This window comes from Staphylococcus sp. 11007852 (genome assembly GCF_011394325.1).
Classification (GTDB): Bacteria; Bacillota; Bacilli; order Staphylococcales; family Staphylococcaceae; genus Staphylococcus; species Staphylococcus agnetis.
Genome location: NZ_JAANBJ010000022.1, coordinates 66,046 through 87,760, shown reverse-complemented (window position 1 = coordinate 87,760; position 21,715 = coordinate 66,046). Strand labels below are relative to the sequence as shown.

Annotated in this window: 26 protein-coding genes and 1 riboswitch; of the genes, 20 read left to right on the top strand and 6 right to left on the bottom strand. The window is 35.4% G+C overall.

Features of this window, described 5'->3' with window-relative positions; translation table 11 throughout:
• Positions 1–31 precede the first annotated feature (31 nt).
• From G8Y85_RS06310 to G8Y85_RS06300, 3 genes are all read right to left on the bottom strand, one after another.
• Positions 32–1,507 carry an MFS transporter gene (locus G8Y85_RS06310; RefSeq protein WP_103346200.1) on the bottom strand — a complete coding sequence of 492 codons (1,476 nt, stop codon included), beginning with the start codon at positions 1,505–1,507 and terminating at the stop codon, positions 32–34.
• Positions 1,508–1,588: 81 nt separating this feature from the next.
• A complete protein-coding gene (locus G8Y85_RS06305; protein WP_060550631.1) occupies positions 1,589–1,978 on the bottom strand; it encodes a DUF1722 domain-containing protein in 390 nt (129 codons plus the stop codon).
• Positions 1,975–2,490, bottom strand: coding sequence for a GNAT family N-acetyltransferase (locus G8Y85_RS06300; protein ID WP_060550632.1), 516 nt, complete (start codon positions 2,488–2,490; stop codon positions 1,975–1,977). Before G8Y85_RS06300 ends, G8Y85_RS06305 begins: the two co-directional genes overlap by 4 nt.
• A 283-nt stretch (positions 2,491–2,773) precedes the next feature.
• Between G8Y85_RS06300 and aroD the strand changes: the two genes are divergently transcribed.
• Positions 2,774–3,484 (top strand): type I 3-dehydroquinate dehydratase, encoded by a 711-nt coding sequence (gene aroD, locus G8Y85_RS06295; RefSeq protein ID WP_105995789.1) that lies wholly within the window; start codon positions 2,774–2,776, stop codon positions 3,482–3,484.
• Between the two features lie 65 nt (positions 3,485–3,549).
• The gene (locus G8Y85_RS06290; RefSeq protein WP_107400870.1) at positions 3,550–4,095 is read left to right on the top strand and encodes a nitroreductase family protein; all 546 of its coding nucleotides are present in this window, start codon (positions 3,550–3,552) and stop codon (positions 4,093–4,095) included.
• A gap of 104 nt (positions 4,096–4,199) precedes the next feature.
• On the opposite strand, the gene G8Y85_RS06285 is transcribed toward G8Y85_RS06290, so the two are convergent.
• Positions 4,200–4,520 (bottom strand): thioredoxin family protein, encoded by a 321-nt coding sequence (locus tag G8Y85_RS06285; protein ID WP_037566729.1) that lies wholly within the window; start codon positions 4,518–4,520, stop codon positions 4,200–4,202.
• A gap of 165 nt (positions 4,521–4,685) precedes the next feature.
• On the opposite strand from G8Y85_RS06285, the gene G8Y85_RS06280 reads away from it, so the two are divergent.
• The 7 genes from G8Y85_RS06280 (at position 4,686) to G8Y85_RS06250 (ending at position 9,056) form a co-directional block, all read left to right on the top strand.
• Positions 4,686–5,039, top strand: coding sequence for an arsenate reductase family protein (locus G8Y85_RS06280; RefSeq protein ID WP_165805574.1), 354 nt, complete (start codon positions 4,686–4,688; stop codon positions 5,037–5,039).
• Positions 5,040–5,108: 69 nt separating this feature from the next.
• A complete protein-coding gene (gene gcvH, locus G8Y85_RS06275) occupies positions 5,109–5,489 on the top strand; it encodes a glycine cleavage system protein GcvH (RefSeq protein ID WP_037566731.1) in 381 nt (126 codons plus the stop codon).
• A gap of 82 nt (positions 5,490–5,571) precedes the next feature.
• Complete coding sequence (locus G8Y85_RS06270; protein WP_060550635.1) at positions 5,572–5,967, top strand: toprim domain-containing protein; 396 nt, start codon at positions 5,572–5,574, stop codon at positions 5,965–5,967.
• The gene (locus G8Y85_RS06265) at positions 5,933–6,247 is read left to right on the top strand and encodes a thioredoxin family protein (RefSeq protein ID WP_037566733.1); all 315 of its coding nucleotides are present in this window, start codon (positions 5,933–5,935) and stop codon (positions 6,245–6,247) included. The genes G8Y85_RS06270 and G8Y85_RS06265 overlap by 35 nt, the downstream gene beginning before the upstream one ends.
• 39 nt (positions 6,248–6,286) lie before the next feature.
• A riboswitch (SAM riboswitch) is annotated at positions 6,287–6,393 on the top strand.
• Between the two features lie 97 nt (positions 6,394–6,490).
• Positions 6,491–7,519 carry a methionine ABC transporter ATP-binding protein gene (locus G8Y85_RS06260; protein ID WP_060550637.1) on the top strand — a complete coding sequence of 343 codons (1,029 nt, stop codon included), beginning with the start codon at positions 6,491–6,493 and terminating at the stop codon, positions 7,517–7,519.
• Complete coding sequence (locus G8Y85_RS06255; RefSeq protein WP_037566735.1) at positions 7,512–8,207, top strand: methionine ABC transporter permease; 696 nt, start codon at positions 7,512–7,514, stop codon at positions 8,205–8,207. Before G8Y85_RS06260 ends, G8Y85_RS06255 begins: the two co-directional genes overlap by 8 nt.
• Positions 8,208–8,231: 24 nt before the next feature.
• Positions 8,232–9,056, top strand: a complete 825-nt coding sequence (locus G8Y85_RS06250; protein ID WP_105995791.1) for a MetQ/NlpA family ABC transporter substrate-binding protein — start codon at positions 8,232–8,234, stop codon at positions 9,054–9,056.
• Positions 9,057–9,099: 43 nt separating this feature from the next.
• Here the strand turns inward: G8Y85_RS06250 and popT are convergent, their stop codons facing one another.
• On the bottom strand, positions 9,100–9,951 hold the full coding sequence (popT, locus tag G8Y85_RS06245) for a polyprenyl-phosphate transporter PopT (protein ID WP_103346223.1): 852 nt from the start codon (positions 9,949–9,951) through the stop codon (positions 9,100–9,102).
• A 309-nt stretch (positions 9,952–10,260) separates the two neighbouring features.
• Here popT and sufC point away from each other — a divergent pair, with 309 nt between their 5' ends.
• The 8 genes from sufC to G8Y85_RS12455 all read left to right on the top strand — a co-directional run bounded on the left by sufC (position 10,261) and on the right by G8Y85_RS12455 (position 17,665).
• Positions 10,261–11,031 carry a Fe-S cluster assembly ATPase SufC gene (gene sufC, locus G8Y85_RS06240; RefSeq protein WP_060550640.1) on the top strand — a complete coding sequence of 257 codons (771 nt, stop codon included), beginning with the start codon at positions 10,261–10,263 and terminating at the stop codon, positions 11,029–11,031.
• A 21-nt stretch (positions 11,032–11,052) separates the two neighbouring features.
• The gene (gene sufD / locus G8Y85_RS06235) at positions 11,053–12,360 is read left to right on the top strand and encodes a Fe-S cluster assembly protein SufD (protein ID WP_165805573.1); all 1,308 of its coding nucleotides are present in this window, start codon (positions 11,053–11,055) and stop codon (positions 12,358–12,360) included.
• Positions 12,361–12,476: 116 nt separating this feature from the next.
• Positions 12,477–13,718, top strand: a complete 1,242-nt coding sequence (locus G8Y85_RS06230; protein WP_103346227.1) for a cysteine desulfurase — start codon at positions 12,477–12,479, stop codon at positions 13,716–13,718.
• Positions 13,708–14,157 (top strand): Fe-S cluster assembly sulfur transfer protein SufU, encoded by a 450-nt coding sequence (gene sufU / locus G8Y85_RS06225; RefSeq protein ID WP_037566742.1) that lies wholly within the window; start codon positions 13,708–13,710, stop codon positions 14,155–14,157. The genes G8Y85_RS06230 and sufU overlap by 11 nt, the downstream gene beginning before the upstream one ends.
• Positions 14,158–14,230: 73 nt before the next feature.
• Positions 14,231–15,628 (top strand): Fe-S cluster assembly protein SufB, encoded by a 1,398-nt coding sequence (sufB, locus tag G8Y85_RS06220; RefSeq protein ID WP_060550641.1) that lies wholly within the window; start codon positions 14,231–14,233, stop codon positions 15,626–15,628.
• A 544-nt stretch (positions 15,629–16,172) separates the two neighbouring features.
• On the top strand, positions 16,173–17,168 hold the full coding sequence (locus G8Y85_RS06215) for a hemolysin family protein (RefSeq protein WP_103346221.1): 996 nt from the start codon (positions 16,173–16,175) through the stop codon (positions 17,166–17,168).
• A 167-nt stretch (positions 17,169–17,335) separates the two neighbouring features.
• Complete coding sequence (locus G8Y85_RS12350; protein ID WP_342448009.1) at positions 17,336–17,512, top strand: hypothetical protein; 177 nt, start codon at positions 17,336–17,338, stop codon at positions 17,510–17,512.
• A 27-nt stretch (positions 17,513–17,539) separates the two neighbouring features.
• Entirely contained in the window at positions 17,540–17,665 is a 126-nt protein-coding gene (locus tag G8Y85_RS12455) for a hypothetical protein (RefSeq protein ID WP_282593885.1), read from the top strand.
• Positions 17,666–17,834: 169 nt separating this feature from the next.
• Here G8Y85_RS12455 and G8Y85_RS06210 read toward each other — a convergent pair whose 3' ends face one another.
• Positions 17,835–18,524 carry an alpha/beta hydrolase gene (locus G8Y85_RS06210; protein ID WP_103346220.1) on the bottom strand — a complete coding sequence of 230 codons (690 nt, stop codon included), beginning with the start codon at positions 18,522–18,524 and terminating at the stop codon, positions 17,835–17,837.
• A 122-nt stretch (positions 18,525–18,646) separates the two neighbouring features.
• Between G8Y85_RS06210 and G8Y85_RS06205 the strand changes: the two genes are divergently transcribed.
• Genes G8Y85_RS06205 through G8Y85_RS06195 form a run of 3 tightly spaced genes read left to right on the top strand, consistent with a single transcriptional unit; the run spans position 18,647 to position 21,667 of the window.
• On the top strand, positions 18,647–19,495 hold the full coding sequence (locus G8Y85_RS06205) for a DUF72 domain-containing protein (protein WP_165805603.1): 849 nt from the start codon (positions 18,647–18,649) through the stop codon (positions 19,493–19,495).
• Positions 19,496–19,510: 15 nt separating this feature from the next.
• Positions 19,511–20,335, top strand: coding sequence for a sulfite exporter TauE/SafE family protein (locus G8Y85_RS06200; RefSeq protein ID WP_165805572.1), 825 nt, complete (start codon positions 19,511–19,513; stop codon positions 20,333–20,335).
• Between the two features lie 12 nt (positions 20,336–20,347).
• Entirely contained in the window at positions 20,348–21,667 is a 1,320-nt protein-coding gene (locus G8Y85_RS06195) for a bifunctional metallophosphatase/5'-nucleotidase (protein ID WP_107370956.1), read from the top strand.
• The last annotated feature ends 48 nt before the right edge of the window (positions 21,668–21,715 follow it).

Genomic DNA, 21,715 nt, shown 5'->3' with positions numbered 1-21,715 from the left:
TAACACATGAAGGTAGTCAGAAAATTAGTTTTTATTTACGCTTGGCCACGATGCGCCGACTTTTACCAAAGAAAAATTGAGCGATAGAGGATATGAGTAAAATACTACTTAAAAGAATCATCACAAAAAAGAGGTCATGTGTGGCATCCATAAATACGTTATGAATATGTTTCATGATGATAGCTTTATTATCTATGTGATTATATTTGACGTCATTAAAGCCTTTTTGGATTCTATGCTTCATAAACACGGCTATGATTGGAACGAGTATCGCAGCAAAGTAATTACGTATAGAATGCATTGTCAGTGAACGATGTGACGCACGTGTCAAATCACCATCTAAAAGTGTAGACATTGCACCGCTTACAAGGACCATACTCGCACCAAATCCAATAATCATCCCTTGAAAGTAAAGAGTGTGAAGATCAAGGTTATTTTGCATGATATACCAATGTGTGCTGACGTATAGGAGGGCGAGGGAACCAATGGTACCTAATACACCCGGCCCCCACGCACTATAAAACACCATTTTTAAAACGCCTGTTATAAATACGCCGATAAAGAAGTAAATATAAAAAAGCTGGATTTGATGTGGGGGTAAATGAATCACTTGTAATAAGTAAAAATTGATTGCTGCAATGCCAATAAGTAGCGTCAGATGTGAGACAATCGCCATAATTGAGCCAAGTAATGGTTTCGGATACAACAATGTCGAAAAATGAACAATAGGTGTATGACTCTGCTTATTTTTATATAAGAAAATCACAAATAAAATCAACGTCACGATAGACCATGGCCAGACTTTAATAGAATCAAAACGATATTGCGTAATAAGACAAAGTGGTATTAATAATGAAAGAGATGAAAGCGCTAAAAAGAAAACGACAGTATGGTCTTCTTTCGTAGTACTTTGATGTGTCGTGTCATCTTTTTCGAAATACAACCAACCTACAAGTAAACTGATGATTGCTGACATTATGTTAAAGATATAAACCCATTGCCATTGGGCATAAAATAACGTGATGCTTCCAGTTAAGCCTCCAAGGGCGTTTGCGCCGAACAACCCAACGATAATCATAAATAAAAAGACATTTTTAAACCGTTTTGGAAATACATGAAAGGTTTTAGGTAGCATCGTAAAGAATAACACACCTGTACTTAAACCTTGTATCACTTTAGATATAGATAAGGATATGATACCTAACGAGAAAAAGCCTAAAATTGAACCAAGTAAGAATATAAATGAGAAAAGTAAAAAGTTTTTCTTGAAGCCTAATTTATGAACGAGAAAATGTCCGAGAGGGACACCAAAAGCAAATGCAAAGTTTCCCATAATTGCTGGTATAATAAGTAAATTAGAATGTATACCTAATGCATAATGGTAGAGCCCTTGATTTAAGCTATATGCCAAATTTAAATAAAATTGAGATCCTATCCCAATTATTGTAAGAAAGGACAACAAAGCAATTTCTATCATGCGTGTCCTTTTAGACCATAATAATTTCATAATTCGCACCCTTAATAATTAATTTACAACGAGACATTATAGCATGGTTTGGATGAGAATTGTACATTTGAGATATTATAATTAAATAGTTTTGTGGAAGGATAATGTCATTATTGAACTGTTTAAAAGATATTGTTCATCGTATTTTATAGCTAAATGTTGTATGAATTGAATACATGTGTCATATGAAGGAGATGTTGTTTGAAGTTGATTAACGAACGTAGTGTATAACGCTTTTTCATTCTGAGTTGCGTATTTTTTAAAATAGCCCCATAAGTGTTGAAATGTATTGAGAAACGCAGAACGTTGAATGGGCGTATTTAAAATTTCATCAATTCTAGTTTTGATAGCGTCATAGGAGTGTCCAAGTTTAATCATCGTTTTAATTTCTGTATAGTTATTATAATTGTGCATCATCACATGATATTTTTCATACTGCCATAATTTTTGAATTTTCGTTATTTCTTTCATACATACTCCTTGTCAAAATAATAAACGAGCCAATGTTCGTCAACGTATTTATTATTAAATTTTCGTGCATGTATTTCAAGCGCTAGAAACTCAAATCCCAAATGATCACAAAACACTTTCGCAGCGATGTTGTTTGATGCAACAGCGAGTACGAGTTGTTCGATACCTTTTTGGTGCGCATAAGCAATAAGGGTTTCCATCAATGCGCGACCTATTTGTTGACCGCGGTACTCAGGCTTCACATATAAGCCTTGAACAGTGGCTTTATGACTTTTTGAAGAATATGGAAAAAAATTAAGTTGAACAAAGCCAACGAGTGTATCATCGTCAAAAGCGCCAAAAAAGATTTGAAGATGATGATTTTTAGGGTGTAATACTTGCGCGATGTCTCGTTCAGTATAATTTGAACGTTCATTAATTTCATGGACGAAAGCAAATGGATGAAGATGAAATGCTTCACACGTAAGTTCATAAAAAGCTTTCGTATCCGTTTCATTTAGCACTCTAATCATACGCAACCTCCTAAATAAAACTATGCTTATCATATTAATCATATAAAAGTAGATACATTAATGCAATAAAATTTTAGAATATTCAGTTAAATTGTATATGATTAAATCAACATTGAAATGATAAAGTATTTAAATGATATTAAAAGACTTAATGCAAGGTTGTTTGCTAGTGTTTTCCATATATAGTATAAACATTTTTGTGTTCAAAGAGATTCTTTCTTTTCAATACAAAAAAGATAAGATACTATTAGAAATACTATAGGACGTATAGAGGTGGAATTGTATGATAACCCAAATAGTAGGGAGTTTTATGCCTAAAACGATAGAATGTTTAAAAGATGATATTGCGCGTATAAAAACGCATGAAGATGACTTTGATATTTTAGAAATCAGAATTGATGCTATTAAAAATGTTACGGCTCAACATATTGAATGTATATTGCGTCAATTAAAGGAAGCGTCGATTCATTGTGAAAAACTCATTACATTTAGAACGGAGCAACAAGGTGGTGAAAGTGGGATCACAGAAGAAGCGTATTGGTCGCTCATGCGTGAACTTGCAGATATGAAAGATGTTACGTACATAGATATAGAGTGGGATCGAACATTGAATCGAAAACAATTGGTAAATGAGCTTCAATCTAAAGGAATTCAAGTTGTTATCTCATATCATAATTTTGAGGAAACACCTCAATTAGAAGTCTTGAAAAAAACATATTACTACATGTCGCAATGGGGTGGCACCCATTTAAAAATAGCAGTGATGCCTCACACTAAAAATGATGTCATTACATTGTTACAAGTTGTTTCTGAAGCGAGTGATGCGCTACAACAATGGGTGACGGGAATTTCAATGTCAAAACTCGGTGTCGTATCTAGAACTGCGCAACAAACATTTGGTGGTGCCCTTACTTATGGTTCTATTCAAGAAGGTGTTGCACCCGGCCAATTAAATGTAAAAACATTAAAAAGTGCGATGGCTTTGTATCAGTAATTTGAAAAGCAAGGGTTCCTTAGTTATAATTGATAATGGTTATCAATGAAAAGGGGAAGATGAAGATGGAACTTCAACACGCTATTAAATATCGAAGAAGTATAAAGAAGTTCGATAGAAACATGCATATTGATGAAGATGCAGTAAGGGAGGCTGTTGTGGAGGCAGCAAATGCACCTAATCATGGTATGCGTGAACCGTGGCGCGTGGTTTATGTACCAAAACATAAACTTGGTGAGATGAGTCGTGAAGTCTCACGCTATGCATTTCCACGGGAAAAAGACAAGCAACAAAGTCATTATGATGCGGTAACGAATTTAGGTGGCTTTCTTGCGATTATTATGAAATGTGATGCACGTCAACGGGAAGAAAATGAAAACTATTTAGCGGTTGGGGCATATGCACAAAACTTATTACTTTTGTTATATGAAAAAGGTATTGGTACATGTTGGAAAACGCCGACATATATATTCCATCCAAAAGTAAGAAATGTATTTGGTGTTTTACCTGATGAACGTCTTATTGGATTTATTTATTTAACTGATTTAGAAAACGATAATGATAAAGAGCCTAAACGTAATAATAAAGGAATCTATACAGAGTACATTTAATAGATGTACGCGTACGGTTAAAATTGCATATCTATTCATAAAAAAATCGTCTTCAAATTGCTTAAAGTTATTTGAAGACGATTTTAATATGTTCTTTTTTAACGTTAACCTAAACTCTCGGATAAGAATGATTCGACTTGTTCAGGTGATTTTGCGTTGGCTGAATGTAAATGATGCAGCTTTTCGCCATTTTTGAAAATAAGAATACTTGGGATACCCATCACATCGTTTTCGATTGCAGCTTCTTCAACTTCGTCACGATTTACAACAAACCATTCATATTGATTGTATTTTTCAACAATAGGGCTGATCCACATATCCATGGCTTTGCAATCAGGGCACCATCCTGCCTCGAATTTGACGATAACTGTTTCATCTTTATTAATGATTGATTTAAATGTTTCCATGTCTTGAATCTTTTGCATGTTGCATACCTCCACTATGTTATATGTTCTAAATTATAACGGATATCTTAGTCGACGTCATATGTCGTGATTAATAAAAAACAAAATTATGAAAGTAGTATAAAAAATAGTCTAATTTAACAAATTTTGTTATATTTGATATAAGTCAAGCGAGGAGGTTAAAGCATGATTAAGTTTTATCAGTATCCTAATTGTACTACATGTAAAAAAGCAGCTAAATTTTTATCTGAGCAAGGTGTAAGTTTTGAACCTATAGATATCGTTCAGTTAACACCTACGAAAGATGAATTTAAAGATATTGTAGGCCGTTCAGGTATTGAAATTAAAAAATTATTCAATACACACGGTGCAAAGTATCGTGAATTAAACTTAAAGGATAAATTAGATACGTTGTCAGATGACGAAAAGTTAGAACTTTTAGCGTCCGATGGTATGCTAGTGAAACGTCCTTTAGCGATTTTAGGTGACAAAGTTACAGTTGGTTTTAATGAACAAGTTTATCGTGAAACTTGGTTATAATAAAATAGTTGATTGATAAAAACATGTGTGTCATGATTATCTTGTAAACAAATATAGGAGGGGATTCAAGTGGCAGTGCCAAGTGAATTAAAATATTCTAAAGAACATGAATGGGTAAAAGTTGAAGGAAATGTTGCAACTGTTGGTATTACAGACTTTGCACAAAACGAATTAGGAGATATCGTATTCGTTGAGCTTCCAGAAGTTGATGACGAAGTATCAGAAGGCGAAACTTTCGGTAGCGTTGAATCTGTAAAAACAGTTTCAGAATTATATTCACCAGTATCTGGTAAAATCATTGAAGTGAATGAAGATCTTGAAGATGAACCAGAAGCTGTAAATGAATCACCATATGAAAAAGCTTGGATGGTGAAAGTTGAATTAAGCGACGAAAGTGAACTTGATGCTTTAATGGATGCACAAGGTTATCAAGAAATGATCGGCGAATAATAATTATTAAACTCCTAGATATTCCTTGGACTATCTTGGAGTTTTTTTGCACTGAATACTATCTTTTTAGAAGGTGAAGACCATGGCGATGATTAATAAAGTAATTGTTGTAGAAGGCAAATCTGATAAAAAAAGAGTTAAGGAAGTGTTATTAGAACCAGTCGATATCATATGTACGCATGGCACAATGGGAATTGAGAAACTAGACAATATGATAGAATCATTATATGGTAAGCAAGTATACATTCTTGTTGATGCTGATGCTGAGGGGCGAAAGATACGAAAATGGTTTTCGAAGTATTTAAGTGAAAGTACAGATATTTTTATTGATTCAACTTATAGTGAAGTGGCACGTTGCCCAAGAGATTACCTCTCAAACGTTTTAGGGCGTCATGGATTTGATGTTAAAACGGATTTTTATGTTAAAGGAAAATATTCATATCATGAGTGTTTCAGAGCAATTGAACAATACATTTAAAGAAAAAAAGCACAATATACACTTAATTTTCGGCTATACTCCGATGTGTGGGACATGTAAAGTCTCAGAACGAATGTTGCATATTGTAAATGAAGTGACACAGTTACCTATAGAAAAACGCGACCTCAATTTTTATCCTGAATTTAGCCAAGCCTTTGAAATACAATCAGTACCCATTTTGTTAATCATGCGTGATGACAAAGAAGTGGACCGCATTTATGCTTTTCAGTCTGTCCCATTTTTATTAGAAAGATTGAAAAAAGTGATTGACGAAACTTGAGGATAATGATAAGATTTAAACAATTCAATATTCAGAAAACTCTTATCTAGAGTGGTGGAGGGATGTGCCCTATGAAGCCCGGCAACCGTCTATATTTAGAAATGGTGCCAATTCACATAAAGTATCTTTACTTTTGAAGATGAGAGAAACGCATCGGAATCTATGCTTTCTCTTATTTTTATATAGGAGAAAGCTTTTTTTATTCTGATATTTGATGATTTGCAACACATAAGGGGGAGCAATATGATTGAGCTTAAGGATATCGTCAAACAGTACGAGAGCAAATCCAAATCCGTTTTAGCTGTTGATCACGTTAATTTAACAATCAATAAAGGTACCATATTTGGTATTATCGGTTTTTCTGGAGCGGGTAAAAGTACGTTAGTGCGATTATTTAATTATCTTGAAACACCTACATCAGGTGATGTCATCATCGGTGGAGATCATATAGGGAAATTGAGCAAACGTGCTTTAAGGTATAAGCGCCAAAAGGTGAGTATGATCTTCCAACATTTCAATTTACTATGGTCACGCACGGTGCTTGACAATGTATTATTTCCATTAGAAATTGCAGGCGTTTCTAAACGAGAGGCTAAGTTAAAAGCTTTAGAACTCATTGAACGAGTTGGATTAAAGGGACGTGAACACGCCTATCCATCAGAATTGTCCGGGGGACAAAAACAACGTGTGGGTATTGCAAGGGCGCTGGCAAACGACCCGGAAGTATTACTCTGTGATGAAGCAACAAGTGCACTTGATCCACAAACAACAGATGAAATACTTGATTTACTCATTCAATTGAAAAAGGAACAAAATTTAACGATTATTATTATCACTCATGAAATGCATGTCATTCGTCGTATTTGTGATGAAGTGGCAGTAATGGAAGATGGAAAGGTAATTGAACAAGGTAAAGTATCTGAAGTTTTCGAAAATCCAGAACATTCTGTCACTAAGCGTTTTGTTCAAGAAGATCTTCAACCTAATGCTGAGTTTGAGGATATTTCAGGCCTTGTAAAATTAAATTCAAATGACAAGCTCGTTAAACTTAACTTTTCAGGTGAAGCAACAACACAACCTATCGTTTCATATATCTCAAAAACACATGACGTTGAGGTAAATATTTTAGAGGCTAATATTAAACATTCTAAGTCAGGTGCCATAGGATTTATTGTTTTACATATTCCAAATGTTGCGCAAGCAGACTTTGAACAACTGACACATGATTTAGAATTGAAACACATTGAAGTAGAGGTGATTGCACATGGGTAAGAGTTTTGGTGAAATATTACATGAAATGATGACAATGCCAAATGTACGTTGGCCAGAGGTCTGGGTTGCAACATACGAAACGCTCTATATGACAATCATTGCTACACTATTTTCTTTTATATTTGGGTTAATAACAGGAGTCATATTATTTTTAACATCAAAAAGTAAATCTAAAATCGGTCGTATATTTTATAATATCGTGTCATTTTTCGTTAATTTATTTCGAGCGATTCCATTTATTATACTGATTCTATTATTGATTCCATTTACAAGTTTGATTTTAGGAACAATCAGTGGTCCAACAGGTGCATTACCTGCATTGATTATTGGTGCTTCACCGTTTTACGCACGTCTTGTCGAGATTGCCTTAAAAGAAATTGATAAAGGGGTTATTGAAGCGGCTTGGTCAATGGGGGCAAACACATGGACAGTCATTCGAAAGGTTTTAATTCCAGAATCGCTTCCGGCTTTAATTTCTGGCATCACTGTTACAGCCATTGCTTTAGTAGGTTCAACAGCTGTTGCGGGCGTCATAGGTGCAGGAGGTTTAGGGAATTTAGCGTATTTAACAGGTTTTACACGTAACCAAAATGATGTCATTTTAATATCAACCATTTTAATTTTAGTTATCGTCTTCGTTATTCAATTTTTGGGAGATTGGACAACGAATAAAATAGACAAACGATAAATATAGGACAAGGAGAATGTAAAAATGAAAAGATTTTTATCAATTGCATTAATTTTAGTTTTATCAGTCGTATTAGCAGCTTGTGGGAATGATTCAAAAAGTGGTGATAAAGAAGATAAAAAAATCGTGGTAGGTGCTTCACCAGCGCCACATGCTGAAATTTTAGAACAGGCAAAACCATTATTAGAAAAAGAAGGTTATGATTTAGAAATTAAAACTATTAATGATTATACAACACCGAATAAATTATTAGATGCTGGAGAATTAGATGCGAACTTCTTCCAACATACCCCTTACTTAGATACTGAGAAAAAAGATAAAAAGTATAAAATTGAATCTGCTGGCAATGTACACTTAGAACCTATGGCTGTTTATTCACAAAAACATAAAAGTTTAAAAGATTTACCTAAAGGTGCTGAGATTTTCGTTTCAAACAACCCTGCAGAACAAGGTCGATTCTTAAAATTCTTTGTAGATGAAGGACTTATTAAAATCAAAAAAGGCGTTAAAATCCAAGATGCGACATTTGATGACATTGTAGAAAACAAAAAAGATATCAAATTTAATAATAAACAAGCGGCAGAATTTTTACCAAAAACGTACCAAAATAATGAAGGAGACGCAGTTATCATTAACTCTAACTTCGCGATTGAGCAGAAGTTAAATCCTCAAAAAGATTCTATCGCAGTTGAAAAATCAGATAACAACCCATATGCAAATTTAATTGCTGTACAAGATGGACATAAAGATGACAAGAAAATCAAAGCTCTAATCAAAGTTTTACAGTCTGATGACATTAAAAAATTCATTAAAGACAAATATGACGGTGCTGTCACACCAGCTGAATAAAGCAAAATGCCTTGATCACAATAAGCGTGATCAAGGCATTTTTTTATGAATCTGCCGAAAAACGACCTAAAATATAACTCACAATGAAACCTAAGATTAACGTTGAAATAGATATTATCCATGTTAAGCCAGAAGTTGGCAAGCCAGGAAATACAGAAAATAATGACCCAATAACTAAGCCTAAGATAGCAGCATAGGTGAAGTACGTATAGTGTGTGAGTAAATATTTGATTAATTTACTCGCAACAATAAATCCGACAAGTACGCCAAAACCGACTAACATAATAACGGGTAACGCTTGAAAGTTAAAGCGAACAACCTCTGATATTGCAAATGTAACCGTGCTATATACGCCAAGTAATAATAAAATGAATGAGCCTGAAATACCAGGGAGTAACATGGCGCTTGAGGCTAATATCCCAGCAACAAAATATTTAATGAGCATAGGTGCTGATAAATCGATGTGTGTTGGTGCCGCATGTGATGTATCTCCCTTTAAAAATGCCATTGCTGCAAGTAATAACGTAAAAAGAACGACAATTATCCAGTGCGATGCTTTAAAAGTTTTATTGTAATGAGAAATTCTTAATAAAAATGGAATCACACCAATGATTAATCCTGTAAAGAAAAACATCGTTGGTACTTGGTGATATGCTAATAAATAATTAATAAGACTGCTTAATATACCAATTGCTAATCCCATTCCAATAATAATAGGAAGTAAAAACATCATACTTCGTTTAAAGTTTTTTGAGAAAATACCACTTACTGAAGCAATAAAGTCATCATAGATGCCAAGAAGTAAAGCAATCGTTCCGCCGCTAACGCCAGGGATTAAATCGCTGACACCCATAGCAAAACCACGAGGAAGATTTGAAATTTTAAATCGAGCCATAATCAAACGTGTTCCTTTCTTAATAGGATTACTTTATATTAACTGAAATGTCATATTACAACAATACATTTGAATACGCAACGATGATCCTTTCTGATTGAGAACAAGCCATTGTCTATTATCAATAACTTTTCTAATTACAGTAAAAAAATGATTCGAAAATAAACCGCTTTTTTCAACCCTAAATGTTTTATAATTCCCGTTATTTTCGTTATAATGAGCATTTAGAAAGATTAGAAATCCTTTTGACGTTACTTTAAAATTATTATAAACTAGTTATTGTAATCTAACTTTTTGGAGGGAATAGTAATGCCATCAACATTAGAAATTAAAGACTTACATGTGTCTATTGACGATAAAGAGATTTTAAAAGGGGTTAACCTAACGATTAAAACGGGTGAAATCCATGCCATTATGGGACCAAATGGTACGGGTAAATCTACGCTATCTTCAGCTATTATGGGACATCCTTCATATGAAGTGACTCAAGGTGAAGTGTTATTAGACGGCGAGAACATTTTAGAGATGGAAGTTGATGAACGTGCTAAAGCTGGACTCTTTTTAGCAATGCAATATCCATCCGAAATTACAGGGGTAACGAATGCGGACTTTATGCGTTCGGCAATCAACTCACAACGTGAAGAAGGTCAAGAAATCAACTTAATGCAATTCATTAAAAAATTAGACAAACATATGGATTTCTTAGACATGGATAAAGATATGGCACAACGTTATCTTAATGAAGGATTCTCAGGTGGAGAGAAAAAACGTAACGAAATCCTTCAATTAATGATGTTACAACCTAAATTTGCTATTTTAGATGAAATTGACTCAGGTTTAGATATTGACGCATTAAAAGTTGTTTCTAAAGGTATCAACGAAATGCGCGGTGATGAATTTGGTTCACTTATTATTACGCACTACCAACGTTTATTAAACTACATTACACCAGACCACGTACATGTGATGTATAACGGTATCGTTGTTAAATCGGGTGGTGCTGAATTAGCCAAACGCCTTGAAGAAGAAGGATACGAGTGGGTTAAAGAAGAATACGATTCAGTAGTAGCGAACCAATAATCATCTTAGGAGGAAATAAGTATGACGACTGAAACATTAAATATTTCTGAAGCTCAACTTGTTGATTATTCACAAGCGCACCACGAACCTTCTTGGATGACACATTTGAGAAAAGATGCATTGAAACAATCTGAGTCTTTAGAAATGCCAAAACCAGATAAGACAAAAATTGATAAATGGGATTTTGACACTTTTAAACAACATGAAACGACAGGTAGCACGTACGAAAACCTTCAAGATCTCCCTAATGAAATTGACCGTATTATTAATGTTGAAGCAAGTGAGAACTTAATTATTCAACATAATAATACGCTAGCATACTCAAAAGTAAATGCGAAAGCGAAAGAAGACGGCGTCATTATTGAACATATAAGTGAGGCGCTCCAAAATCATAGTGACCTTGTAGAAAAATATTATATGAAAGATGCAGTTACTATCGATGAACATCGTTTAACAGCATTAAATGCGGCCCTTATGAATGGTGGGGTATTTGTTTATGTACCGCGTAACGTCGTTGTTGAACATCCAATTCAATACGTGGTTTTACATGATGATTCACAAGCAAGTTTCTTCAATCATGTGATTTTAGTTACTGAAGAAAGTGCTGAAGTGACTTATGTTGAAAACTACCTTTCTACGGTTTCTGGCGAGGGTTGCCAGGTTAATATTATTTCTGAAGTTATAGCTGGTGCAAATTCCAAAGTTGCTTATGGTTCCGTAGACTTTTTAGACAAAGGATTCACGGGTCATATTATTCGTCGTGGTACAACTGCTGCAGACGCTACGATTAACTGGTCGCTCGGTCTTATGAACGAAGGAAATCAAATCATTGACAACACTACAAATTTAATTGGTGATCGTTCAACATCAGATTTAAAATCTGTAGTAGTAGGCCGTGGGGAACAAACAATTAATTTAACATCTCGTATCGTTCAATATGGTAAAGAAACAGATGGCCACATTCTTAAACATGGTGTAATGAAAGAAAAAGCGTCATCTATCTTTAACGGTATTGGGTACATTAAACATGGTGGTTCAGGTTCTTCAGCAAATCAAGAATCACGTGTATTAATGTTATCTGAAAATGCACGTGGCGATGCGAATCCAATTCTTTTAATTGATGAAGATGATGTAGAAGCAGGACATGCTGCTTCAGTCGGGCGCGTTGATCCTGAACAACTTTATTACCTTATGAGCCGTGGTATTTCACAACATGAAGCAGAACGTTTAGTTATTCACGGTTTCTTAGATCCTGTTGTACGTGAACTTCCAATTGAAGATGTTCAACGTCAATTAAGAGAAGTTATCGAACTTAAAGTCGGTAAATAAGCATTTGAATGAAGTATCAAAAGTGGCCTTATATAACATACGTTTAAGCGCCACTTTGTTACATTTTAGTTTTAGGATAATGTCAGTAACTATTTGGAGAAAGGTCTGTGATAACAGTGACCGAAACACAATTTGATGTTGAAGCAATTATTAAAGACTTTCCCATATTAAAGCAAAAGATCAATGGGAAACGACTGGCTTATTTAGATTCAACTGCGACAAGTCAGAAACCGCAACAAGTGATTCAAGCCATTGATGATTATTATCATCGCTACAATTCAAACGTGCATCGTGGGGTACACACTTTAGGCTCACTTGCTACAGATGGTTATGAAGGTGCACGTGAAACTGTACGTCGATTTATACATGCGACATACTTTGAGGAAATTATTTTTACACGTGGCACTACAGCGGCAATTAATCTTGTAGCACATAGTTATGGAGATGCACATATTCAAGAGGGTGATGAAATTGTTGTCACTCAAATGGAACACCATGCGAATATTGTGCCATGGCAACAACTGGCTAAGCGTAAAAACGCAACACTTAAATTTATTCCAATGACTGAATCAGGGGAATTAACGATTGAAGCTGTTCAAGAAACGATAACAGATCGAACTAAAATTGTTGCAATCGCGCACGTTTCCAATGTATTAGGAACAATCAATGACATTAAGACCATTGCCCAAATCGCACACGAACATGGCGCAATCATTGCAGTAGACGGTGCGCAATCAGTGCCTCATATGAAGGTGGATGTTCAAGATTTAGATGTCGACTTCTATAGCTTTAGTGGTCATAAAATGCTTGGACCGACTGGTATAGGTGTTTTATATGGTCGCCGTGCGTTATTAAAAGACATGGAACCGATTGAGTTTGGTGGCGATATGATAGATTTCGTAGGACTTCATGAAAGTACTTGGACTGATTTGCCAACGAAATTTGAGGCGGGTACGCCATTAATTGCGCAAGCTATAGGATTGAAAGCCGCGATTGAATATTTAGAACGCATCGGCTTTGATGCGATACATGAACATGAAGCAGAGATAACAGCGTATGCTTATGATAGAATGTCTGAAATTGATGGTATAGAGATATATGGCCCAGATAAAGATAAACGTGCAGGCATCATCACATTTAATCTTAAAGATGTACATCCTCATGACGTTGCGACTGCTTTAGATACAGAAGGTGTTGCAGTACGTGCGGGTCACCACTGTGCGCAACCTTTAATGAAATGGTTGAACGTTTCGTCAACAGCACGTGCAAGTTTCTACATTTATAATACTAAAGAAGATGTAGACCAACTTATAGAAGGGTTGAAACAAACAAAGGAGTTTTTCTCTTATGAATTTTAATAATCTTGATCAATTATATCGTTCAGTGATTATGGATCATTATAAAAACCCACGCAACAGAGGTGTTATAGAAGACGGCACAATGACTGTTGATATGAACAATCCAACTTGTGGGGATAGAATACGACTCACTTTTGATATTGTAGATGGCATTATTAAAGATGCAAAATTCGAAGGTGAAGGGTGCTCGATTTCGATGTCAAGTGCATCTATGATGACAGAGGCGATCAAAGGACACAGTCTTAAGGAAGCCATGGAAATGAGTCAAGAATTTACAAAAATGATGCTCGGTGAAGATTATGTCATTACTGACGACATGGGTGACATTGAGGCATTACAAGGTGTATCTCAATTCCCAGCACGTATCAAGTGTGCCACTTTAGCATGGAAAGCACTGGAAAAGGGTACAGTGGAACAAGAAGGCAAAATAGAAGAATAAACGTAACTAGAACCGCGTTAGTATAGAGTGTATCGATAAAGATACAAAAATGAGTGAATAGGAGTGATCGTTGATGGCTAAAAAAGCACCTGATGTAGGCGATTATAAATATGGATTCCACGATGAAGATGTGTCGATTTTTAGATCTGAACGTGGATTAACAGAAAATATCGTACGTGAAATTTCAAATATGAAAGATGAACCGGAATGGATGTTGGACTTTCGTTTAAAGGCATTAAAATTATTTTATAAAATGCCGATGCCACAATGGGGTGGAGATTTATCTGAATTAGATTTTGATGATATTACGTATTATGTTAAACCGTCTGAGCGTTCTGAACGTTCTTGGGACGAAGTGCCTGAAGAAATTAAACGTACATTTGATAAATTAGGTATTCCGGAAGCGGAACAAAAATATTTAGCAGGTGTTTCTGCGCAATACGAATCTGAAGTTGTATACCATAATATGGAAAAAGAACTTGAAGAAAAAGGTATTGTGTTTAAAGATACGGATACAGCATTAAAAGAAAATGAAGACTTGTTTAAGAAGTATTTTGCATCTGTTATTCCTGCGGGTGACAATAAGTTTGCAGCATTAAACTCTGCGGTTTGGTCTGGTGGATCATTTATTTACATTCCTAAGAATGTTAAATTAGATACACCATTACAAGCATACTTCCGTATTAACTCTGAAAATATGGGACAATTTGAACGTACGTTAATTATTGCTGATGAAGGTGCATCAGTGAACTATGTAGAAGGATGTACTGCACCTGTGTATACGACAAATTCATTACACTCTGCAGTTGTTGAAATTATCGTTCACAAAGACGCCCACGTACGTTACACTACAATCCAAAACTGGGCAAACAATGTTTATAACCTTGTTACTAAACGTACACTAGTTCACGAAAATGGTAACATGGAATGGGTTGACGGTAACTTAGGTTCAAAATTAACTATGAAGTACCCGGCTTGTGTACTTGTTGGTGAAGGTGCAAAAGGTAGCACGTTATCTATTGCATTTGCTGGTAAAGGACAAGTACAAGATGCTGGTGCCAAAATGATTCATAAAGCACCGAATACATCTTCTACTATCGTCTCTAAATCCATTTCTAAAGATGGCGGTAAAGTAGTGTACCGTGGTATTGTACACTTTGGTCGTAAAGCCAAAGGTGCACGCTCTAATATCGAGTGTGACACGTTAATTTTAGATAATGAGTCAACATCAGACACAATCCCATACAATGAAATCTTTAATGACAATATCTCCTTAGAACACGAAGCGAAAGTATCAAAAGTGTCAGAAGAACAACTTTTCTACTTAATGTCTCGTGGTATTTCAGAAGAAGAAGCAACTGAAATGATTGTTATGGGCTTCATTGAACCATTTACAAAAGAATTGCCAATGGAATATGCCGTTGAAATGAACCGATTAATTAAGTTCGAGATGGAGGGCTCTATTGGTTAATCAAATATGATTGTATCAACGCTTTATGGTTATTCATAAAGCGTTGATACTTTTTTAATTTCTTAGTAATATCTGCCGGTGCATGGAGACGTTGGGAATGAAATGCGTTACGTCTTCAGTACACCAATGGGCATGCATGAATAGGTGATCAATAGTGTAAGGTGCGTAAAACTTGGAAAGCGCATGCGTCATCCAGTCATCTATTGTCTTTTACTTCGTGAAAGCTATTTAAAGAGTTCTGTGTTCAAAGTGAATTTTGATTTCGGCTTGATGTCTCAGAAGTCTCGCCTAAGGAAACAAATAAAACAATAGATTAATTCTGCTTGCTTTTTGGTTAGAAGGGCGCTATGTTTTGCCCTCGTTAACCTATTCAACTTTTTAAATGATGACGTACCTCGCATAAAAAATCAGAATGTTATCAGTGTATCTATAAAGATGTATGGTAAAATACTGGTGGTACAACATTTTATGTTTTATCAGACGAAATAATGTCAAAAAATTTTAAGTAGCTGAAATTTGGACGTATCGGAAGGAGAACTGCTTAATGATCATTGCGATCATTGTATTAATTTGTGTATCTTTTTTCTTTTCAGGTAGTGAAACGGCACTGACCGCTGCGAATAAAGTGAAATTACAAGCGGAAGCGGATGCGAATCAAAAGTCTGCAAAATTATTGAAATTATTAGATAAACCGAGTGAATTCATTACAACCATCCTTATAGGGAATAATATCGCGAATATCCTTTTACCCACATTGGTGACCATTTTAGCTGTAGATATGGGTGTCAATGTCGGTGTGGCTTCAGCGGTGTTGACGGTTGTCATTATTTTATTTGCGGAAGTCATACCTAAATCAATAGCGGCAACGATACCTGATCCTATTGCAAGACTTGTTTTTCCTGTTATACACATTTTTGTGATTTTATTTAAGCCATTAACAAAAATATTAAATTTGATTACGGATACGATTAACCATTTGATTACACGTGGCCGTGATCAAGAGGGTATGTCGAAGGAAGAAGTACGCGCAATGGTTTCGATTGCTGGTAGTGATGGTGCGTTTAATGAAATTGAAAAAAATCGTATTCAAGGTGTTATTAATTTCGATCGTTTGAAAATTAATGATGTGAATACGACACCTCGTGTCAATGTTACCTCTTTGAGTGTCGATGATGATTATAATGAAGTTTACGATGTTGTAATGAATCATCCATACACACGTTATCCTGTATATGAAGGGGATATTGATCATGTGGTAGGCGTTTTTCATTCAAAATATTTACTTGCATGGAGCCAAACACCTGAAAAATCATTGCGAGAATTTTGTTCTGAACCTTTATTTGTCTATGAACATAATCACGCAGAATGGGTACTGCGTAAAATGACGGTGACCCGAAAACATTTAGCCATTGTTATTGATGAATACGGTGGTACGGATGCGATTGTTACTCATGAAGATTTGATTGAAGAGATGTTAGGCATGGAAATTGAAGATGAGATGGATCGTGTTGAAAGTAAAATGGTAGAACAAGTGCGTTAAAACTTACCCTTACAATATACAATTTAAGGTGACACGCCTTTTGTATCAATGTATAAAATGATTCGAGACTAGGGCGAAAAGACGTCCTAGTCTTTTTTCGATAACGTTACCATCTTATTTTGCATATTAGGTTATCACGGAGTGAATGCGGTTAAATAAGATATAATGTGGTACATCGCAATGCTTTAATGCACAATGTAGAAACGAGCACCAAGATGACAAAGATGTATAGTGGCAAATGGGCGCGAGGTATAGAGAATCAATTTATTCATGACATGCGTGCACAACAAGTAACACTACTTCCGTATCCAATACAAAATGATTTAACAAAGGCATTACGTTAACAGGCGATTGAACATAAGGACGAAAGCGTGACGCATTTGTGGGCGGGTCAAGGCTTAAGGATAACACGCGAAATGGCTGTGTCACAATTGATGACAACGTTAGAATATGAAACAGATCTCACGTTCAGACGAAATCTCAATACTTCTGAATGAATATAAGAGGAGAGTACACACATTACATTCATGCGCATTTAAAACGTCATTTATATAGATATTCAGATTTTCTTGTGCTCAGTAAATGCAATGACCGCAATGTTTGCCAAGTGAATGCATCAAAAAGGGAGAGAAACCAGATGATTTGGTTCTCTCTCGCCATTGATGACTAGGCGAATTGTTTCAGCCAAGATAACAAGAGTTTAAAATGTGTTCCTTCTGGATTGATACAATCTAAATGGTCTAAATAAGGCAAAGCATAAAACGTGATATAATGTCCTTTTTGATAATTTTCATGAATAAATGAGATAGATGTATCGATATGTACAGCATTATCATTAAAACCATGAACAATCAGTGCGTCACAAGATATAGGAAGCTGTGTAATTGGGGAGGCTTGTCTTAATAATTTTGTAGCGCGTGTTTCAAAATATTCTGCAACGGCATCTTGACCTAGGTGGTGATGTAACGTATAGAGCACATCGGTCACAGGTGCCAAACCTACGAGTGCATCCAAATCGCGATGATTTAATAATACTAGCTGTCCGCCTACAGAATGCCCGATGCCTACAATCCTTTTAGGTGCATATGAAGTGTGTTTAAAATGATTTAACGCTTCATGGACATCATTTGCGGGTATGGGCCACTGATGTTTAGGTCCACGACGATACTCAATATTAATAATGGAAAACCCCGCGTCTATAAAAGCGTCGATAAGGGGATTTAACATATGTTTGTCGAATTTTTCACGCCAATAGCCACCATGAACAAGTGCAAGCCAAGTGGTGTTTTCAGCTGACTCATTAAGATATACATCATAATGTTGCGCTTGGTGCGTACCATACATGTATGATTCCATTTTCATCACTCCTGTTTATCTTTTTTATCTCTTTACCCTTAGAAAGATTGAGGAAACGACCGGAAGTACCTTGAAGTCGTCGATTGTCAAATGAATGTGATAAAATGAAATCGGTGATAAATATGATAGAAATAGGCTTAACGGGTTGGGGAGATCATGACGGACTCTACGAAGATTTAGCACGTAAAACTGATAAATTAAAAACGTATGCCAGTCATTTTCCTATTGTTGAATTAGATGCTTCTTATTATGCGATTCAACCTGAACGTAATATTTTAAAGTGGATCAAAGAAACACCTGAACGTTTTAAATTTGTAGTTAAAATTCATCAAGCTTTAACGTTACATGCTGATTATAAAGATTATGCTGAATCGATAGAAGCATTATTTCAAGCATTTAATCAAATGCTTGAGCCTCTAGTAAAAGCAAACAAACTTGCGATGGTACTTGTTCAATTTCCACCGTGGTTTGATTGTAATGTAAAAAACATTCATTATATTCGTTTTGTAAAATCTCAACTCAAAGATATACCGATTTGTATTGAGTTTAGGCATCAATCGTGGTTTACACCACAGATGAAAGAAAATACACTCGCGTTTTTAACAGAACAACACTTGATTCATGCCGTTTGTGATGAACCTCAAGCAGGAGAGGGGTCTATTCCATTTGTAAATAGAGTAACGCATGATGTGGCATTTGTACGTTTACATGGAAGAAATGTGCACGGTTGGACGAAAAAGGATATGACGGACCAAGAATGGCGAGATGTACGCTATTTATATGATTACAATGACAATGAGTTACAAGATATAGCTGAAAAGATACAAATTTTAGCGCAAAAAGTTAAAAAAGTGTATGTCATTTTAAACAATAATTCAGGTGGCCATGCTGCACAGAACGCAAAAACACTACAAAGATTTCTTAAAATCGATTATGAAGGGCTTGCACCACAACAACTTAAACTTTTTTAACAGGGAGGCAATGTGATGAGCATTGTAATATTAATCATTATCGGACTTTTATCAGCAATCATAGGTTCTATTGTTGGTATTGGTGGCGGCATTATCATCGTGCCAACTTTAATATACTTTGGAATCACTCAAGGGATTTTGCATCATATTACGCCTCAAACAGCGATTGGAACATCTTCAATCATACTAATCGCAACAGGCTTATCTTCTACCTTGGGATATTTAAAAGTTAAACAAGTTGATATACGAAATGGCTTGATTTTAATTATAGGTATTCTTCCAGGCGCTTTTATAGGTGCTTATCTCAGTCGCTTTTTAACGATGCATTCATTTAATTTATATTTCGGCTTATTTTTAATACTTGTATCCATCTTATTAATGATACGTTATAAAATTCCACCACTTAAACTATGTCAAAAGCCAAAATATATGAAAACATATATTGATGGTAGTGGTGAACGTCATGTTTATGGTGTCGCACCTGTCATTGCGGTTGTTGCTGCTTTTATAGTTGGACTTACATCTGGTCTTTTTGGTATCGGTGGCGGTGTGCTCATGACGCCATTTTTGCTCATTGTGTTTCGTTTCCCACCTCACGTTGCTGTCGGTACGAGTATGATGATCATTTTCTTTTCAAGCGTTGCGGGCTCAATTGGGCATGTCATCCAAGGACATGTCGTTTGGAGTTACGGTTTAATTTTAATACTGTCTAGTTACATCGGTGCACAAATAGGTGTAAAGGTCAATAAAACGATTAAATCAGATATGGTCGTACTTATATTACGGATAGTCATGTTAATATTAGGTCTCTATTTAATTCTTCAATCATTTAGTGGATAAGGAGAGATGCTCATGCGAATTACAATTTATCATACGAATGATATACATAGTCATTTACATGAATTTCAACGTATTGCCGCATATATGAATCAAGAACGACCTCATTTATCACATCCATCTTTATATATAGATATTGGTGACCATGTAGATTTATCTTTACCTGTTACAGAAGGAACGATGGGTAAACGCAACATAGAGTTGTTAAATCAAGCATCCTGTGACATTGCTACTATTGGCAACAATGAAGGGATGACGATTTCGCATGAAGCATTACAAACCCTTTATTCAAATGCAACATTTGACGTTACGTGTTCGAACGTCTTTGATGAACATGGTGAATTGCCACAACACTTTGTTTCCTCAGTGATGAAACATATTGAAGGCGTACGTCTTCTTTTTGTAGCAGTCACAGCACCTTTTACGCCTTTTTATCGCGCTTTAGATTGGGTTGTGACTAACCCTTTTGAAGCGATAAAAGAAGAGATTGCAAAATACCAACGTAACTATGATGTGCTAATAGTGATGAGTCATGTCGGTATTTTCTTTGATGAAAAGTTATGTGAAGAACTTCCTGAAATTGATGTCATTTTTGGTGCACATACACATCATTATTTTGAAAATGGTCAAATTGAAAATGGTGTGTTAATGGCAGCAGCAGGGAAGTATGGTCATTATTTAGGTGAAGTGACTTTAGACATTGAGGCGCGTCAAGTCGTACATAAGCGTGCAACATTGCATCCATTGCACACATTACCAGAAGTGTCGACATCATTTGATGTAGAAGGAAAGCAATTACTTAATGATGCTGTTGTGTCACGACCAATGACTTTGAAACAAGGGACGAATCATGTGACCGAAGCAGGTTATTTATTAGCAGAAAGTGTTCATGAATTCACCGAGGCGGATTGTACCATTATTAATGCGGGGTTAATTGTAAAAAGCTATCATCAAAAAGTTTTAACAGAATATGATATCCATCAAATGTTACCTCATCCGATTAATACTGTAAGGATTAAACTTAGTGGACATAAATTAAAAGAAGTTTTATTTCTAGCTAATGAAAATAAATATATGTATCAACATGCGCAAGGTTTAGGCTTTCGTGGGGATATTTTTGGAGGATATATTATCTATGAGGCAGGGTTGATACAATCATCTCAGCGCTATTTCGTTCAAGGAAAAGAGATTGTTGATGATGAGGTATACACTTTAGGAACAATAGATATGTACACGTTCGGACGTTATTTCCCACTGTTAAAAGAAGAAAAAGTGAATTATTTAATGCCGGAATTTTTGAGAGACATTTTCAAAGAAAAATTATTGCAATTATGATTTTTAAGTCGGTAGATTTTAATTTACCGTAAAGTTCGTTATAATGTA